Source organism: Chitinophaga sp. (assembly GCF_039596155.1).
In the GTDB taxonomy this organism is placed as follows: domain Bacteria; phylum Bacteroidota; class Bacteroidia; order Chitinophagales; family Chitinophagaceae; genus Chitinophaga.
Window position 1 is genome coordinate 145,013 of sequence record NZ_JBCNKF010000014.1, and the last position, 17,636, is coordinate 162,648.

Here is a 17,636-nt window from a genome sequence, read left to right on the forward strand (position 1 = left end):
TGAGTTAGCGGTGTGTCTTTTTGAATGATTTTCCGGCTCAAATGTAGGTTAACTTATGGTACGCCCATAGTACTTTTTTTATCTATTTTATATCAGTTATAAAGCTGACGATAAACAGCGGCACGAAGTATTTGTCAGCATGGTGTGTTATGATGATTTGTTTTTGTAACTTGTTGATTAACAGTTTAAATTTTGCCTGCTTGCTATTCATTACATTTTTTACAAATCGCTGTCATTCTATATATTACTTTCGTTCCATCAATTAATTAAATCAGTATTATGAGCAGTGTAGACAAAATATCTCACAACGTATATTTCGATGGAAAAGTACAAAGCCTGGGAGTGCAGGTCCCTAAAGGGAAAGCGACTGTGGGGGTTATGAAACAGGGAACTTATTCCTTCAATACCGGCAGCCCTGAGATCATGGAAGTGATCATAGGTGAAATGAGCGCAAAGCTGCCAGGTGGAGAACTAATCAGGTACAGAAAGGGCGAATCTTTTGAAGTACCCGGCAACTCGTCATTTGAAGTAGTATGTGAGGCCGATGTAGCTTATATTTGTTACTACGAATAAAATACATGATCATCTGTATAACACAACAGGGAATCAATCCCCTGTTGTGTTATACAGATGGTACTTCCTCCAGGCTATAATATACTTTCAATCCCATTTCCTGCGCCTTCTTCACGTCTGCATCCGCCCCTTTGGACGCACCTGCTATCCGTAACACGGCATCGCACTTCTCCAGCATCCTATGCGCCACCGGATATTGGATCTCCTCCCATGCTGCATCACCAGGCTGTTTTGAACCCGCTAATTTAATCAATGGCAATGCCATCCATTCTCCTATAAATGGTATATGCCCCTTTCTAAATAATGGCAGGGCAACTGCCTCCAGCTTATCCAGGTTTTCTTTCATCAATTGGGGATCATCATTCGTCCCACTGCGGTACGGACCGGCAATTAAAATTAACATACGTCTTTTTTTTACAAAAGAAATAAGAATCCCGCACACCAAACTTAAGGTACCTTAAGTTATTTGTTCCTTGCGTGTTTTTTACGGATATAGCTCAAAAACTCAGGCGTAATGCCCAGGTAAGAGGCAATCTGCTTCTGTGTCACATTGCTGGCAATGTGGGGGTATTTATTGATAAACCGGGTGTATCGCTCTTCTGCGTTCAACGTCAGGTTCTCTATGCTTCGCAGTTGTTCCCGTGTGTAGGCATTCTGCATCAGGATGCGGAAAAAACGTTCGAATTTAGGAATAGCGGTAAGCAAATGGTCAAAATTGAATTTGCTCAGGTTAAAGACCTGGCTGTCTTCGATTGTTTCGATATAGGTCATGCTGGGCTTTTCGTTCAGAAAACAATACATGTCTGTCAGCCACCAGTCACCCATGGCAAACATAATGGTCGATTCTTTCCCTTTTTCATCCAGGCAGTAAGAGCGTAAAGCCCCGGAACGAATATAACTGAGCTGCGTGCAGGGATGGCCTTCGGCCAGGATCGTTGTTTTTTTAGGAATCTCTTTATACACCAGCAGACTGGTGAAAAAATTTTCTTCTTCTTTTGTAAGCGTAATATGCTTTGCAATCGTTTTTAAAATCGCGTGATGTATTTCCATGAAGCAGACACTGTGCACGAAAGGTAGTCATTTCTCAATAAAAATGATAAGACTTCAGGGTACCATCGCAGATGTCTGCTCTGAGATTTTGCATAAAAGATAAGCCGTACCTTGGCAAAATGCCTTTGTCATCTATGAAGATCTTTTTATCTGCATAGGTTCTGTCGATGAAAGCACTAACTGAATCATCCGGCGCCGAAAGGATAAATACCGTTTTGTTCAGTGGTACGTCGGCAGCAATTTTTTGCAGGTTTTCAGCATTACACACATTACATTTGTTAGCTTCCAGCAGGAAGACACTGGTGCAATCATCAATTGAGAAGTGATGTTCTTTATTTAGGTATTTCACCACACCTTGTACTCTTTCCTGGTATTCATCTTTGGGCTTACATGCGTGCATGCCCAATGTCAAAAGTAATAATATCGAAAATAAGATCCTTTCCATTTATCGTAGCTTGTTTGATATGTGTATTGTCGGATATCCTTAGAATGTACAGCCCTTTAGGTGTAGCAAAGGAATAGTCCCACAAGTGGTTACTACCTGCGTTGACATCCGTCAGCAGCCGGAAATTTTTGTCGAATACAGAAATAATCAGGTCCTTGTCAGAAAAGGTATTATAACTACCATCTTCGTTTTTAATTTCTTTCGCATTCAGAAGTATCCTGTAATAGCAGGACCTGTATTTGTCATAAATGATCTTCATGTACAGCGGGTTCTCGACCAGGTGATCCATTTTCCGGTTCATTTCTTTGCTGTAATGTAAGCTCAATGGAGTAAAGTCTTTGTGTTGTAACCGGCTTTTTGCTGTCAGGCGTTTGATGTCACCATTGTAGCGGTTATAGATCACGATATCAGGGGATGCCATAAAAGAATAAATATTCGTGCTATCAGCTACTTCACGGAACACCAGATTGGCTTCGCCACAGTAATTCTTATTGTATAGCACGGGATATCCAACGGGGAGCTCTTTCATAATACTATCCCGTAAATCCATCTGTGCCTCTACTTTTACAGCATAAAATTCCCGCTCACTCATCATTTTCTCACCACTATATTGCCTTGTAAATAATTTATTCAATACTGTATCATAGTATATCGGGAATACCCCGCTGATATTGTTATACAGGATTGCAGGCCAGTGATTCGATCCTGGTGAGTTAATGATTTTATTGTATTTTCTTTTACCTGATGTATCTATAATAGAGAAGCTATAAAGGTCCTGTAAGAATATCGAGTCGTTATTATGGACGTAAAAGCTATGTATCCCACCAAATTCTATGTTGTTATAGGGAGATGCAGGTATCTGTACCCTGCCAACCATCCTGTTTTGATCAAGGTTGAATACAAAGAGCTGGTTAGAGTCGCCATTAAGGAAATAAATAAGCGGATGTTTGTATTGAAACAAGCTGAATGACAACGGAGCCGGAATCGTAATTGTATCCTGGTATTTTGTGTAAGATACCTCGTTCTCTTTCGCGTTAAAGCAGCCAGTAAGCAATAGCAATAGGAAGGCAAAGGTTGCAATTCTCATGGTAATAGATTGTTGCCATCACATACGTGATGGCAACCTTTTAATTATTTTTTTCTTGCCATAATAAGTGCCTGCCTGGCTATGGTCTTTACTCTCTGAACGCCTTTTTCGTCAATAATACCAGCTTTTAACAATTCAGTGGCATGATTGGTGGCTAGTATTTCTATCTCGGCATTGATAGTATCCGGATCAGGGGTAAAGATGATTGTGTCCGGGTTGAAGATGAGCGAATCGTGTGGGAAGGTCGGTGGGAACGTAGGAATGTCAATACCACCGCCACCACCGCCTTTACAACCACCTGCTATAGCTATACAGTCTGCCTCCTTTTTACAGCTATTTCCCTTCGTTGCTTCACATTTGGTTCCAATACAGTTACCGATCGTACAGGATATTGCGTTGTACTGTTTGCCGAAATCAAGATCGGCCAACTGATTAGCTGGTTTCAGCTTTCCCGCATCCGGGTACTCGCTGCTATCTCTGGTACAAAAGGAGAAAAACAGGCAAATGAAGGCCAGCACGGCCAGGGTTAAGTTGCTGCGCATTGTCAGAATTCGGGTTTAATTGTAATTGAATTGAATAATCGTTGGTTGATGTAAATAGGTTATAAGGTCAATGTATAGGTCTTGTGTCCGCCCACAATATTCAAGCAGGTTGAAGTTATTAAACCGCTTTTTAATTTTCATCTACAAATATGAATATTGAGTAATAATACTCTATTATATGCAATGGCAGTGATCTCAGACGTACATTAGCAGATCAATCCGATACCCAACGGGGCAGTTTCGGGATCAATTATTGCCACTTACTTCTGAGACCACCACTATTTATATTTATAAAGATTACTGTTTGATATAACCCATGATACCTTCGTAAACAAAATAGGCACGAATGAAAGCACCATAGGTTTTGTATCCACCAGCACCTAGTTCGTTATAATTAGTCGTATACCAATGTTTCCCATTACTGTTATAACGATAAATAGGGATAGCACCCGCTGTAGGTTGTGCATAGATATAGCCGATGATATAATCCAGGTGCCCCAGATCTCCACCATTGCCTATTTCATTGTAGTTGGTGTTGAAGAAGAAGGTGCCATTGTTCAGATAATATCGGTATACAGGAACTGTACCTTGCATTCCGTTATCAGTAAAGATCTGCCCGATCGTTCCTCGCTGTACCCAACCATTCAAACCTGCTGTTTCAGGTGCGGTAGACAGCATGTTACTGAAGCTGACGGCGTGGTAGGAGCTAATCAGCGGCGTCGTATTGTAGCTGACGTTAACAGTTTTGTTTGCAATATACTCGTGTATGTTTTTCTTCATGATTTATTTTAATGGATAATTATTTTACATCCCTTATTATCTTTAGCAGATATGGTTACTCAGCAATATTTATTCACGTTATTATGTGCCGCCTTTATTTCCACGAAATGCCTGGCACAACAGCCTTCCATTTTCCTGGCAGATCCAACGATACTTGCAGACAAGGGAAAGTATTATTTATATGGTACCGGCAGCCCCGACGGATTTCCCTTTTATGAATCTGTCGATCTTAAACGCTGGAAAGCTGCAACTCACCTCGCGTTCAATCGTGGAGACGGTTATGGTACGCAGGGGTTCTGGGCGCCACAGGTTTTTTGGTATAAGGGTACCTATTACATGGCTTATACCGCTAATGAACAACTGGCAATAGCAAAGTCGGATAGTCCTGCCGGCCCGTTCAAACAGGATAGTGTGTATACACTTAGCGGCACAGGTAAACAGATTGATCCTTTTATTTTCTTTGATGACGATGGAAAGATATATCTCTATCACGTGAAGTTACAGCACGGCAACAGGATATTTGTCGCTGAAATGAAACCAGATCTGTCAGATGTTATACCGGGTACCGAAAAGGAATGTATATCGGGAACCGAACCATGGGAAAATACTGCGAAGACGGACTGGCCCGTTACGGAAGGCCCGACAGTTTTCAAGCGGAAGGGCATTTACTACCTGGTTTACGCTGCCAACGATTTCAGGAATAAAGATTATGCAGTCGGGTATGCCACCGCCACCTCGCCCCGGGGACCCTGGAAAAAGTATGCGCAAAGTCCGATCATCAGCAGGCGTAATATCCGGCAGAATGGAACCGGCCACGGGGATATCCTCCTGGATAACAGTGGAAATCTGTACTATGTATTGCATACCCACCATTCGGCCGATAAGGTGGCTCCTCGTGCTACAGGCATCATCAAATTGAAGTTCAGGGATGTGAATGGCGGACCGGCAGTGCTGGTGGTAGATACCGCTTCCTTTCAATGGTTGAAAGCTGAGTAAGATAGTTTCCGCTAATAAAAGATCATTTATCCAGTATAAAACGTGTGCTTTAATTTGTTGACTATCAGTTGTTAATTGGACTGTTGTCTGGTAATTCAAAATTTATTTCCCATATGCTGTAAGTTTTTACCCCCTTGGTATACTAATGAATAAACATTCAAAATGAAACAACCTATGTATATCAATACTATTGTAATCTGTATTGTGCTGTTCGTATCAGTATGTAAAGTAACTACTGCACAGCAGAAAAAAGGACTCTTATGGGAAATCACCGGTAAAGACATGAAAGAACCCGCTTATTTGTTCGGTACTGTGCACCTTTATGATACTACATTATATGGATTACCACAGCTACCAGCAGGATTGTTAAACAAAGTAAGCAAGGTCTATTTTGAAATGGATTTTGCCAATGTCGATCAGGCGGAACTGATGGCGGGAGTGATTATTAAAGACACCACCCAGTACCTCGATAAGATATTAGACAGCACTTCCCTACGCAGCCTTCACAAACTGGCCGCGGCGTCCCCTATGTTAAAAGGTATGGGAAACAAGATCTATAAGATCAAACCGTTAATCCTCATGTCCTGGGTTGCTGCCGGCTACACCAATGCCACCACGGTAGACTTTGAACTCTATAGAAATGCACTGGCCCAAAAGAAGCCCATTGGCGGCCTGGAAACAACCAAAGAACAAATGGCCGCAATTAATGCCGTACCTATCGTTAAACAGGCCGATATGCTGAAGAAATCACTTGATGAAAGCTGCTCGCTGGAACAGCAGGTAAAGAAGCTGACGGAAGTGTATACCAAACAGGAATTAGATAACCTCATGACCGTACTGAATGATAATATGCCGGTAGACCCCAGCTTTGACGATGCCATTCGTGCAAACCGTAACGTGACCATGACCAATAAAATCGATTCTATTCTTCGCACAGAGCATCCGTTAGTGGTAGTAGGTGCCGGACATTTTGGCAATCACACCGGACTGATTGCTTTATTACAGCAAAAAGGATATACGCTGAAAAATGTCCCTGTTATCATCAAAAAGGCACATGAGTAATGGGCAAAGCCGAATTTCTACAACTTACAATGCCTCACCAGGGAATCATCTATAAGGTAGTGAATATCTATGCAGATAATAAAGAGGATAAAGATGATCTGTTGCAGGAAATCTGGTTACAGTTATGGTTATCTTATCCCCGGTTTAAGGCGGCAAGCAGGATCTCGACATGGATGTACCAGGTAGCTTTAAATACTGCCCTTACTTATACACGGAAATCCGCCACCCGGAACAGGCACCTGCGCACGATAGCAGCGGAACCTGTGATTGAAGAAGATAAACAGGTAAGGCATGAACAGGAACGGATATTATGGGAAATGATCCGCTCACTTCCGAAGGCAGAAAAGGCGCTCATCCTTTTATACATTGAAGGGATCAGTTACCGGGAAATAGCCGAGATCACCGGTGAGTCCGAGAGTAATGTCGGGGTGAAGCTCAACCGGATCAAACAGAAAATGAAGCATAATTTGAATACAACAACTAAAACACCTCAGTGATGAACATGCATGATGACTTCGAATCTCTGTTAAAAGGTGCTGTCACACATGGTAGCGAGGAAGCTCTTTCTGAGCAGGCCGTCAGCACGATCATAGATGAGCGGCTGATAAAGAGCCGGAATCGGTTAAGGACAGCGTTCAGGAACGAAATAGTGATTATTGCGGCGACTTTACTTGCCATTATTTACCTGGTGATCAGAACGTCACGATATGGGCATTTAATCAACAATGCTTTGAGGATGGCTTTGATAGGAGGAATTGTATATCTGGCCGGAAGTATTGTGTTATTCTTCCGGTTGCTGCGGATTTCACGGTTGCAGAAGGATGTGGGTGTGAAAGGATATTTAAAGGAGATGTATACAAGAACAGAAAAAGCTTTGCTCCTCTACCTGTGGATTTCTACGATTGCTGCTACAGGTGCATTGTCGACGTTATTCACTGATTCACCCGGTACTGGCTGGTACATGATGGCGCTGTATACTTTACTGATGGGAGTGGGGATGTATTATATAAACAGGTGGTATACAAACAAACGATTCGGGAGAAAAATGAAAGACCTGAAGATGTTACTGGCAGAATTTGACTAGCCACTTTATAAGGCCGCCTTTCATTTTGAAGGCGGCCTTATAATTTCAATAAGCCTTAATATCTAATCCATTTTGCCCTTGAACATGTCGTTCACTAAAATTGTAAAAGGTTAGAAATAAATCCCTATCTTACATGAATAACCCATATCAACCTTACAATCATGAATTCCCGTCGTATTTTTCTGCAAAACATTGCCATGGCTTCTTTGGCGGTTCCATTTACCAATTTCAAACTTTATGAAGAGAAAACCCTTCGGGTCGCTATTTGTGGCCTTGGCAGCTATGGTACCCGCGTGGCCGAGGCCATACAGTCCTGTTCGCGTGTGAAGTTGACCGGCGTTATCAGCGGTACGCCCGCCAAGATTAAGCAGTGGCAGTCCAAATATAACATACCTGACAAAAACTGTTATAACTACGAGAATTTCGATAATATAAAAGACAACCCGGATATAGATGCTGTCTATGTGATTACACCGAATGCCCTGCATCATGACCAGGTGATCCGTGTAGCGAAAGCAGGGAAGCATGCTATCTGTGAAAAACCGATGGCTGTCAATGCAAAGGAAGGGCAGGAGATGATAGATGCCTGTAAGAAGGCGGGTGTGAAGTTGTTGGTCGGCTATCGTATGCATTTTGAACCCAATACCCTCGAGGTCATCCGTATGCGGAATAATGGTGAGTTCGGAAAAGTACTGTTCTTTCAGGGGCTGTGTGGCTTTAAGATAGGGGACCCGTCTCAATGGCGGTTGAATAAGCAGTTAGCAGGTGGAGGATCATTAATGGATATTGGCATTTATGCGATCAACGGCGCCAGGTATATGACTGGTGAGGATCCTATATGGGTGACTGCACAGGAAACAAAAACCGATCATAACAAATTTAAGGAAGGTGTCGATGAGACCATTCAATTCCAGTTTGGTTTTCCCAGTGGTGCAACGGCCTCCTGTTTGTCAACCTATGCTATGAATAATTTGGATCGGTTCTTTTTGAACGGCGAGAAAGGTTTTGTAGAAATGCAGCCTTCAACTAATTATGGACCCATAAAAGGAAGGACAAATAAAGGAGAATTAGATAAGCCGCATACAATACATCAGGCCGTGCAGATGGATGAAATGGCGGCGATAATATTTGATAATAAGCGACCAATAGTACCGGTGGATGGGCAGGAAGCTGTGAAAGACCTGAAGGTGATCGATGGCATTTATGAGGCAGTAAGAACGGGCAAAAAAGTGGCGTTGCAGCTATAATGGGGAACGGGAAATCTCTCTTCATACCAGCGTGGGAGAAATTTATTAAGCGGCTGCAGGAGTGAATTGGATGTGATGGAAAGATAACTTCCACCGGTTCCGCAGTCATGTGGAATCAATCTTCATAAGCTGTATTTATCAGTAATCAATGATGCGTCTGTGGATGCAGGATCTTGAAAAGCGCCTGTTTCAGATCATCATCTTTAAGTTTATTCAGCTGTTCGGTCGCAATCTCGTACCAGCCTTTTTTGTGGCCAAGGGTGCCGATTACAAAGGTATGACCGGCCTGAGCGGGTTCACCTGATTCCGGGTGCTTCTTAGATAGCACTACTACTACATCTTTATATTTTGACATATTGTGAATTTAACTTAAAATCACCAGATATAGCTGATGATGTCCATCATGTTATAAACTGATTTCTTCCATATAAGGATTGAGTACCCTGTATATGCCATCCGGCTGCAGCCCGGATATGAATTGCCTCATCTTATCCAGGTCGTCAAACTCCTCATACGCATGGTAATCATCGTTCGAGAATACTGAATATTCTACTGTGTAAATACCTTTTTCTATACGCGCTGCAGCTGCTTTATTTTCTCTTTCCCGGAGGCGCAGTGCCTCATTCTTTATCATACTGTCAAGCTCGCCTTTCAATACAGCAGGATGGCGCTGTAATATGGCACTTACTTCCTGCAGGTAGTCAGCAATAATAATCGGGTTGCGGTGCAATACCTCGTTATCAGGTTCCAGGTCTTCTATAAAGTATCCATTGATACTAACCCAGACAGGGGTAGTCGAAATAAGCTCTATATAAATATCGATACACACATCCACATTCCGGGTGAGGAAATGATATTCATAGGCCCGCTGCTCTTCTTCAAAGCCCGGAAATCCAGCGGCTTCGAGGAACCTGAAGTATTGACCAAGGGCCTGTTTTGTGGCTGTGTAGGGGTTTTTCATGTATACAAACTTAACTCTTTACACTTATTCCCACAATACATACGTAGCTATGAAATAACCAGCGGGGCAGTAAGCGATCATCATCTTAATTCAATAAAAAATAGTTGGAGTTTTGAAGAGTCTGGCCGATAGCAGCGCAACACCTGCATCGGTTTATGATCCGGTTCCTGCTTTAATTTGCTTCAGGTATTTTTTATTATTCGATTTAGTAAACGTAATCTCCCGGCATCCGTTGAATTTTACAAATGCCTGCAGCGATGCAACCAGTTTCGCAATTGTTTGTTCATCCAGGTCAACATCTTCGAAATGGATATTGTGAACGATCAGGACTTTCTGTTTACGATCTGCTTTGGCATCCATTCTTGCGATGAATGTATCACCTGCCAGGATAGGCAAAGAGAAGTAGCCATATTTGCGTTTGGGAGCAGGTACGAAGCACTCTACCTGGTAATCAAAGTCAAAAAAGTCTTTCAGCCGGTGACGGAACACGTTGAGAATATCAAAGGGCGAGAGGATAAAAACCTCGTTCGATAATTTGATATTCTTTTTTTGCGTTGGGAGCATGTAATAAGGGCCTTTAAGCCCTTCGACGGTAACAGGTGTCACCTCTCCTGATTGAGCCATTTTCTGGAGCTCTTTTTTAACCAGGTTGCCTTTTACACGACGTGCTCTCCATGCCATTTCTTTGGGCGACGCAATACCCAGGGCACCGAGGGTACGTTTTATTACAAAACGCGCATATTCTTCGTCTGTCGGCAAGGTAAGGTCTGTATCCTGCGGCACCAGGTTAATAGGCAGATCATATACTTTCTGGAAAGTTTTGGTGCGGCTGATCATAAGGTAGCCCCTGAAGTAGAGCCTTTCCAGGGCAACTTTTGACGGGCGCCAGTCCCACCACCCTGTACTGGCTTCCTGCCGGTCATTTTCAAAATCCCCGACCATCACAGGGCCATCCCGTTCTACCTGGTCAAGTATTTGTCTCATTAACTGGTTCTCTGCCGGTGTAGAAGGGTTGCTTTGGTTTTTAAAGGCTTCTTTTACAGGCAGGGAAAAACGATAGTCAGTCATTGGCTGGTAACCGGCATCTGATGTGAAGTACTCAAAGACGCGGCCTTCTTCGCACAGATCTGTGAGCCATTCGTTTTTATAGTCAGGAATCCGCGCTGCCATGACGTGGTGATGCGCACGCTCTACGACATAGTTGGTGTCGAGCTGTACGAAACCTAGATGATCAATGAGCTTGTAAACAGCTTCAATACCTTTGCCGAATTGGGCCTTGCGGGCCAGACCGGCAGCTTCAAGGATAATTTTTCTGGCTTGTGGTTTTGTGAGAACGGTTGCTTCCATTGGATAGGTTGTTGCTGCTGACTATGCTATTTTACAATTTATTGAATCTTTTCTTAACGAATGGCGCGAATGCCCAACTATTCTTTGGCTATTCGCTATCGAAGCCACCTGTCCATCTGGTGATCTTCGCCTGATTTACTGGCCATACCAACACTCCGTAGCATAAGCGTACCCATGTATTCATTCCGGCTGCAGCTCTCCATAATATCATTGCTGCCACCCCGGTAGCCATTTTCATGGAACACATAGGATGGGTCTATATCGAGATGCATACAGGCAGCATAAGACCAGGCAATAGCCATAATCTCTTCTGCTTCTCTGTTGTTTCTTTTGATGAGTGCGGCAGCAGTAAGCGCTTTGCGGTCTTTGGATGATACCACCGCGATATGCCCTGCTTCGTGTAGCAGATCTCCCGGGTATTCGAGAAGGTTTGTGTCGATCACAATGTTACCATTTTCAATCTGGAGGCCGGGCAGGAAGCTGGAATCATCCAGGGTTCTGAAAGATGTCTTAATACCGATGTCGTTGAGGAACGCAATACATTTTTCGAAGTTGTCTGGTGTGTTTTTTCTCATATCTCAACTAAGATACGAATACGGGGGAAGAATAGGTCATTTAATTCTGAACGCACACCAACAATACAAACCGGTTTAAAGGAGAACCCGCAAGCCGAAATAAAAAAAGAGTCTGTATCAAAAGTGAAAATACAGACTCTTTTATCGGGTACCTGATAGCAACAGGCATTGATGTATAACTTTTCAGGACGTCAGGTAATTACAGCGATACATCCTCATTGTTTACCCTACCATACATAGGATAACACGTAATCATTATCCGTCTTTGCGGCAGCGATAAATGCTTTCAGGTCTGCAAATTCACGTGCCAGGTGCTTCCTGGTGAATGCTCTGTCAGGAGCGCCATCCTCTATCCACACATTTTGCGGATAGACCCCGTTTTCATTTAATTCTTTCGCATCGTAGAGGTCATGAAACTGCTCTACAGAAATATTGCTTAGAAAGGCATGCATATTCGCTACTCCTGCTATATCATTGTAATAGATGGCAGTACTTTCAAGGTCCAGGTCATCGGACAGCGTTTCCATGGTGTCCAGCTCAATCTCTTTGCTGATAAAGGTTTCAGGATAGAAGATCTGTTCCAGCAGCGAGATGGTCTCCTCATCCTGTTCCTTGGATAAAATGAATTTCAGTCCTTCGAATGTTTGCGGAAAGACCAGGTTGTCTTTGGAAATGTTCAGGATCACAGTTCCTCCCGGATTAGCCTTCATCACTTCAAAATTCTCCTGAGAAACACGGTATAATGTTATGCTCTGACTCATTCTACAAAATTTGGGTAGCAAAACTACGTAAAATAATATCGATACATTATACATTACGTAATAACTGCTGCGCTGGTTTTATCTTTTTCTGCCCCGGTTAGCAGATGGCTTGTTGCCACGGGAAGGAGCAGCCTTGGCACCACCATGCGTCTTTTTGCTTTCTCCGGATTTACCGCTTCCACCGCCAGGTCTTCCGGATCCGCTGCCTGGCGTAGGTTTATCCTTACTCCTGGATCTGTCAGTAGTAGGATGGGGCTTGCCCGTTTTTTCGGACGATTTATCCTTACTTCTGGATCTGTCAGTAATAGCGCCATTTTTTTCGGCCCTTTCTGCCGGCTTATCTTTCTGTCTTGACCTATCCCCGTTATTTTTCGATTTCGCGCCCGCTTTGCCGGGTTTATCGGCTTTTTTATCCCCTTTCTTATCACTCCACCATGCATTGCCGGCCGGTTTCTTCTTTTCCCAGAATCTCTCCGTCGGCTTATCTTCTTTTTCCTTTGCTTTTCCGGCTGTTTTGTCAGCCTCCGCTTCCGGCGAAATATCTACTGCTTTCTTACGTTTGGCTGCCTTTCCTTCATTACTCACCTTGCTGGAGTCTGCAATGGTTTCCTTCAGATTGGCCAGTTCTGTCTCCGTTAAATGACGCCATTTGCCCAACGCCAGCTTGTCCAGCTTTACATTCATGATACGCACACGTTGCAGGCCGGTTACATTGTATCCCAGGTATTCACACATCCGCCTGATCTGCCTGTTAAGGCCCTGTGTCAGGGTAATACGGAAAGACTGGCGACCTAACATTTGTACTTTACAGGGTAATGTAACTGTATCAAGAATGGGTACGCCCTGCGACATCTTTTGTAAGAAGGCGGTGTCAATAGCCTTGTCCACTCTTACCACGTATTCTTTTTCATGGTTGTTATCCGCCCGCAGGATCTTATTGATGATGTCGCCATCATTGGTCAGGAAAATCAGGCCTTCGGAATCTTTGTCAAGGCGGCCGATAGGAAAGATCCTTTTAGGGTAGTTGACAAAGCTGATAATATTATCCTTTACATGTAATTCGGTGGTAGTGGTGATGCCCGGCGGCTTATTCAGGGCCAGGTACACACATTTATCTTTTTTTGCAGCTGTAATAAGGCTGCCGTCCACTTCAACAGTGTCCCCGGGCTTGTAACGGTTCCCCAATGCCGCCGGCTTGTCGTTCAACAATACACGGCCCTGGGTGATGAGTTGGTCTGCTTCCCGACGGGAACAATACCCCGTATCACTGATAAATTTGTTTAAACTGATTGATTGGTCCAATGTTGTAATTTGCTTTTTTAGTGGATACCGAATGCAAAAGTCGGAAATTGAGAGGAAAAAATGCACGCTTACAGTAACTTCTCCAGCGGGAACACTTCGATAATGATATAGTCAACCTGTTATCAATGGTTGGTGCAAAGGGAGATCCCCGGAATGAATAATGCTATGTGAAACTGTTTACCAGCATCGCTCTGCAACTTAATCGGGCATGCCTACCTGAAGAAGAGGATGATGGGAATGAGGCGATTGTAATATATAGGATATATTGGGTTTAATTTACATTTATCTATATGGGAATAAATTAGTTAATTTTATCCAAAATAAAACCCAGTGACAGTAAACCCACTCCCTATCAGATTTTTAATAGTGGATGATGATGAAGATGACCAGGAGATCTTATCTACTGCCATTTCGAGAAGCATAGTTGTAAATAATACCTTTTCATTTGCTGCCGACGGTGAAGAAGCCCTGACAATGTTGAATATGGATCCTCTTCCGGATTATATTTTCCTTGACCTGAACATGCCCCGCATGAATGGTATGCAATGCCTTACCGAGATTAAAAGCGTAGCAGCACTGCAGCATATACCTGTAGTAATTTATACGACTTCCTCAGACGAATCAGCTAAAACCATCGCTATCCGTCTTGGCGCTACAGCATTCATTTCCAAACCCACCCGCATGAGTGACCTGGTGAGTCACTTAAACAATTTCTTTGCGGCGCAAACGCCTATCCAAGCAGTTTAACATGGTTGATCACAGAGTTCAGTTCCTCTCCGGTGGCGGAGAAATGGGTGCCCTTATCCGGTCGATGGACTGGTCGGAAACCGCACTGGGACCTATTGAAACATGGCCCCAAAGTTTGCTGACCACCGTCAGCTTATGTCTTTCTTCTACCTTTCCGATCCTCATTGCCTGGGGACCTGAAACTATTCAGATCTACAATGATAGCTACCGCCCTATTTGTGGTGCCAAGCACCCTGCCTCTATGGGCCAGAACTTCCGCATTTGCTGGGAGACAGCATTACCCGTAGTGGGAGACGCTTTCACAAGGGGACAGGAAGGTGAAGGGACTTATATCAAAGACCAACGAATGTTCCTGGATAGATATGGATACCTGGAAGAATCTTTTATGACTTTCTCCTTTGCTCCGATCAGGGATGAATCAGGGAATGTAGGCGGCATTTTTCACCCGATTACAGAAACGACTGATAAGATGCTAAGTGCGCGTCGTACGCAGGTATTACGCGACCTGGCTGCCCAGATCAGTAAGGCGCAAAGTGTGGAAGAGATCTGCAGCATGTCTGTGACGAATTTCCCGGACTATATTACAGACTTACCTTTCCTGTTATTATACCAACTGGATCATACAAAAAAAGAAGCGACTTTGTTGAAAGCCGCAGGGGTAGAGAATGCGCCTTTGCTGGCCCCAGCTACAATCAGTGATGTACCGGAAAGCTGGCCACTTGGCGAAGTATTGGAGGGAAGGCTCCGGCAGGTAGATGAACTGGTGACCCGCTTTGGCGATTTTACCTGTGCCCCTTATCCACAGGTGCCACAGTCGGCGATATTGTTACCTATCCAGTTATCCGGACAGGATACACCGTTTGGATTTATTGTGGCAGGGGTGAGTGCCTGCAGAGCCATGGACCCTGCTTACCTGAACTTCTACGAGTTATTGAATAATACTTTTAATACGGCCTTCTCTAACGTCTATGCCTATGAACAGGAACAGAAACGTGCTGCCGCCCTGGCTGAAATAGACCGGTCAAAGACGGCTTTCTTCAGTAATGTCAGCCATGAGTTCAGAACCCCGCTGACATTGATGTTAGGCCCCCTCGATGAAATTCTTCAACATCCTGCTGTGCAGAACGAACCAGCACTCAGAGACAATTTCTCCTCTACACATCGCAATGCCCAACGTTTGCTGAAGCTCGTAAATAACCTGCTCGACTTTAGCCGCGTGGAAGCAGGACGTGTGCAGGCCCTCTATCAACCCGTTAATTTATCGCAGCTGACCAGTGACCTTTCCAGCAGTTTCCGTTCTATCATCGAAAGGGCGGGTATGCAACTGAATGTGCAGTGCGGGGACCTGGCACAGGTGTATGTGGACAGGGAAATGTGGGAGAAGATTGTATTGAATCTGCTTTCAAATGCATTTAAATACACCCTGCAAGGTGCAATTACGGTGCGATTGTCAAGAGAAGGAGAACATGCCGTGCTACAGGTGGAGGATACGGGAACCGGTATCCCTGCCAGGGAACTACCACATATGTTCGAACGTTTTCACCGGGTAGAACAGGCCGTCGGACGCACGCATGAAGGGTCCGGTATCGGACTTTCACTGGTGCATGAACTTGTGCAGTTACACGGAGGACAGATCTCTGTGGAGAGTGAACTGGGTAAAGGCAGCGTTTTTACGATCCGGATACCTTTCGGTAAAATGCACCTGCCGCCTGAATTGGTGTCGACCACTGAAAAACACATTGACACCACCTTCCTGAAAGGCGCTTTTTTGAGAGAAGCAGAGGGCCTGCTAGATAATGAAGCAATTGCGATCGATCAGGTAGAAGAGATCCCTGAAAACAAACATACCGTACTCGTTGTAGACGACAACAGCGATATGCGGCAATATTTAGTCCGTCTGCTGGAAGGAAAATATATCGTGAAGACGGCGGTAAACGGGCAGGATGCGCTGGAAAAGATCGAACAGCAAAAGCCGGATCTGGTTGTAAGCGATATTATGATGCCTGTGATGGATGGGAAAGGATTGCTGCACCACCTGAAGTCTAACCCGGCTACTTTTTATATCCCACTGATATTTCTTTCTGCCAGAGCGGGTGATGAAGCTCGTGTGGATGGCCTGGAAGACGGCGCAGACGATTACCTTGTAAAACCTTTCTCAACAAAGGAATTGCTGGCGAAGATCAAAGCACAGATCAGTGTGTCCAGAACATTATTACAACGTACTGCAGACCTGAAAAGTGCCAATGAAGAACTGGTACGTATCAATAAAGAATTGATGGATTTTGCGTTTATTGCCAGTCATGACTTGCAGGAGCCATTGCGTAAGATCCAGACCTTTGCGCATATGCTGCTTGACCAGCAAAAAGACGGGTATGTGGATGCAGATATATACCTGCATAAGGTCATTACATCTGCTCACCGTATGTCACAGCTTATTGCTGATCTGCTGGCATACTCAAAACTGAATCGTCAGAGCTACAGCCTGGAACCGGTAGACCTGGAAGAAGTAGTCGCCCATGTCATTGATGATTTTGAATTGTTGATTCAACAACGTCGGGCAACTATACAAGTAACCGGATTGCCTGTCATCAAGGCGGTGCCGGTGCAAATGAACCAGTTGTTTTATAACCTGCTGGGAAATTCATTGAAGTTTTCAAAAAAGGATCCGGTGATCCATATTTCTGCAGGCCTGGTGCCTGTGCAGGAGCAGGAAAGCATCAGCGGATTGCATAGTCACCTGAAATATTATGAAATAAAGATAAAGGACAACGGGATCGGATTTGATCAGAAGTATGCTGAAAAAGTCTTTACTATTTTCCAGCGACTGGTAAAAGGGAGTGAATACGAAGGAACGGGTATTGGGTTGACCATTTGCCGCAGGATAGTGGAGAATCATGAAGGATTGATCCGTGTACTTGCTGAACCAGATAATGGGAGTACGTTTACGGTATATTTGCCTGTACGATCATGAAAGAAGCCTGTATCATTTTTTGATACAGGCTTCTTTCATGATGTTGAAAATAGTTTTATGTCCGTTGGCATCCTTGGGTTTTACCCGGTTACCTGATGAGAACCGA

The 17,636-nt window shown here is 44.0% G+C and carries 20 protein-coding genes; 8 read left to right on the plus strand and 12 right to left on the minus strand.

What is annotated here, in order from left to right:
- Window positions 1-279: 279 nt before the first annotated feature.
- Window positions 280-573 carry a pyrimidine/purine nucleoside phosphorylase gene (locus ABDW33_RS15330; protein WP_343690951.1) on the plus strand — a complete coding sequence of 98 codons (294 nt, stop codon included), beginning with the start codon at window positions 280-282 and terminating at the stop codon, window positions 571-573.
- Window positions 574-622: 49 nt separating this feature from the next.
- Here the strand turns inward: ABDW33_RS15330 and ABDW33_RS15335 are convergent, their stop codons facing one another.
- The 6 genes from ABDW33_RS15335 to ABDW33_RS15360 form a co-directional block, all read right to left on the minus strand.
- On the minus strand, window positions 623-976 hold the full coding sequence (locus tag ABDW33_RS15335) for a hypothetical protein (protein WP_343690952.1): 354 nt from the start codon (window positions 974-976) through the stop codon (window positions 623-625).
- 59 nt (window positions 977-1,035) lie between these two features.
- The gene (locus ABDW33_RS15340; RefSeq protein ID WP_343690953.1) at window positions 1,036-1,623 is read right to left on the minus strand and encodes a Crp/Fnr family transcriptional regulator; all 588 of its coding nucleotides are present in this window, start codon (window positions 1,621-1,623) and stop codon (window positions 1,036-1,038) included.
- Window positions 1,624-1,657: 34 nt separating this feature from the next.
- Window positions 1,658-2,023, minus strand: coding sequence for a hypothetical protein (locus ABDW33_RS15345; RefSeq protein ID WP_343690954.1), 366 nt, complete (start codon window positions 2,021-2,023; stop codon window positions 1,658-1,660).
- On the minus strand, window positions 2,010-3,155 hold the full coding sequence (locus tag ABDW33_RS15350; RefSeq protein ID WP_343690955.1) for a DUF4221 family protein: 1,146 nt from the start codon (window positions 3,153-3,155) through the stop codon (window positions 2,010-2,012). Before ABDW33_RS15350 ends, ABDW33_RS15345 begins: the two co-directional genes overlap by 14 nt.
- Before the next feature lie 44 nt (window positions 3,156-3,199).
- On the minus strand, window positions 3,200-3,697 hold the full coding sequence (locus ABDW33_RS15355) for a hypothetical protein (protein ID WP_343690956.1): 498 nt from the start codon (window positions 3,695-3,697) through the stop codon (window positions 3,200-3,202).
- A 297-nt stretch (window positions 3,698-3,994) separates the two neighbouring features.
- A complete protein-coding gene (locus ABDW33_RS15360) occupies window positions 3,995-4,477 on the minus strand; it encodes a hypothetical protein (protein ID WP_343690957.1) in 483 nt (160 codons plus the stop codon).
- Between the two features lie 51 nt (window positions 4,478-4,528).
- Between ABDW33_RS15360 and ABDW33_RS15365 the strand changes: the two genes are divergently transcribed.
- The 5 genes from ABDW33_RS15365 (at window position 4,529) to ABDW33_RS15385 (ending at window position 8,866) form a co-directional block, all read left to right on the plus strand.
- Complete coding sequence (locus tag ABDW33_RS15365) at window positions 4,529-5,473, plus strand: glycoside hydrolase family 43 protein (protein ID WP_343690958.1); 945 nt, start codon at window positions 4,529-4,531, stop codon at window positions 5,471-5,473.
- A 162-nt stretch (window positions 5,474-5,635) separates the two neighbouring features.
- Complete coding sequence (locus tag ABDW33_RS15370; protein ID WP_343690959.1) at window positions 5,636-6,535, plus strand: TraB/GumN family protein; 900 nt, start codon at window positions 5,636-5,638, stop codon at window positions 6,533-6,535.
- On the plus strand, window positions 6,535-7,032 hold the full coding sequence (locus tag ABDW33_RS15375; RefSeq protein WP_343690960.1) for a sigma-70 family RNA polymerase sigma factor: 498 nt from the start codon (window positions 6,535-6,537) through the stop codon (window positions 7,030-7,032). Before ABDW33_RS15370 ends, ABDW33_RS15375 begins: the two co-directional genes overlap by 1 nt.
- Window positions 7,032-7,619, plus strand: a complete 588-nt coding sequence (locus tag ABDW33_RS15380) for a hypothetical protein (protein WP_343690961.1) — start codon at window positions 7,032-7,034, stop codon at window positions 7,617-7,619. The genes ABDW33_RS15375 and ABDW33_RS15380 overlap by 1 nt, the downstream gene beginning before the upstream one ends.
- 161 nt (window positions 7,620-7,780) lie before the next feature.
- On the plus strand, window positions 7,781-8,866 hold the full coding sequence (locus ABDW33_RS15385; RefSeq protein ID WP_343690962.1) for a Gfo/Idh/MocA family oxidoreductase: 1,086 nt from the start codon (window positions 7,781-7,783) through the stop codon (window positions 8,864-8,866).
- Between the two features lie 145 nt (window positions 8,867-9,011).
- Here the strand turns inward: ABDW33_RS15385 and ABDW33_RS15390 are convergent, their stop codons facing one another.
- The 6 genes from ABDW33_RS15390 to rluF form a co-directional block, all read right to left on the minus strand.
- On the minus strand, window positions 9,012-9,221 hold the full coding sequence (locus tag ABDW33_RS15390; protein WP_343690963.1) for a hypothetical protein: 210 nt from the start codon (window positions 9,219-9,221) through the stop codon (window positions 9,012-9,014).
- Between the two features lie 51 nt (window positions 9,222-9,272).
- Window positions 9,273-9,827 carry a hypothetical protein gene (locus tag ABDW33_RS15395; protein ID WP_343690964.1) on the minus strand — a complete coding sequence of 185 codons (555 nt, stop codon included), beginning with the start codon at window positions 9,825-9,827 and terminating at the stop codon, window positions 9,273-9,275.
- Window positions 9,828-9,980: 153 nt separating this feature from the next.
- A complete protein-coding gene (locus ABDW33_RS15400) occupies window positions 9,981-11,174 on the minus strand; it encodes a crosslink repair DNA glycosylase YcaQ family protein (RefSeq protein ID WP_343690965.1) in 1,194 nt (397 codons plus the stop codon).
- Between the two features lie 95 nt (window positions 11,175-11,269).
- Window positions 11,270-11,749 carry a hypothetical protein gene (locus ABDW33_RS15405; RefSeq protein WP_343690966.1) on the minus strand — a complete coding sequence of 160 codons (480 nt, stop codon included), beginning with the start codon at window positions 11,747-11,749 and terminating at the stop codon, window positions 11,270-11,272.
- Window positions 11,750-11,976: 227 nt separating this feature from the next.
- Window positions 11,977-12,510: a DUF1877 family protein gene (locus tag ABDW33_RS15410; protein WP_343690967.1), complete on the minus strand. Its 534-nt coding sequence runs from the start codon at window positions 12,508-12,510 to the stop codon at window positions 11,977-11,979.
- A gap of 78 nt (window positions 12,511-12,588) precedes the next feature.
- Window positions 12,589-13,812: a 23S rRNA pseudouridine(2604) synthase RluF gene (gene rluF / locus ABDW33_RS15415; RefSeq protein WP_343690968.1), complete on the minus strand. Its 1,224-nt coding sequence runs from the start codon at window positions 13,810-13,812 to the stop codon at window positions 12,589-12,591.
- 330 nt (window positions 13,813-14,142) lie between these two features.
- Here rluF and ABDW33_RS15420 point away from each other — a divergent pair, with 330 nt between their 5' ends.
- Both ABDW33_RS15420 and ABDW33_RS15425 read left to right on the plus strand, forming a co-directional pair.
- Window positions 14,143-14,559 (plus strand): response regulator, encoded by a 417-nt coding sequence (locus ABDW33_RS15420; protein ID WP_343690969.1) that lies wholly within the window; start codon window positions 14,143-14,145, stop codon window positions 14,557-14,559.
- Window position 14,560: 1 nt separating this feature from the next.
- Window positions 14,561-17,530 (plus strand): ATP-binding protein, encoded by a 2,970-nt coding sequence (locus tag ABDW33_RS15425; protein ID WP_343690970.1) that lies wholly within the window; start codon window positions 14,561-14,563, stop codon window positions 17,528-17,530.
- Window positions 17,531-17,636 lie beyond the last annotated feature (106 nt).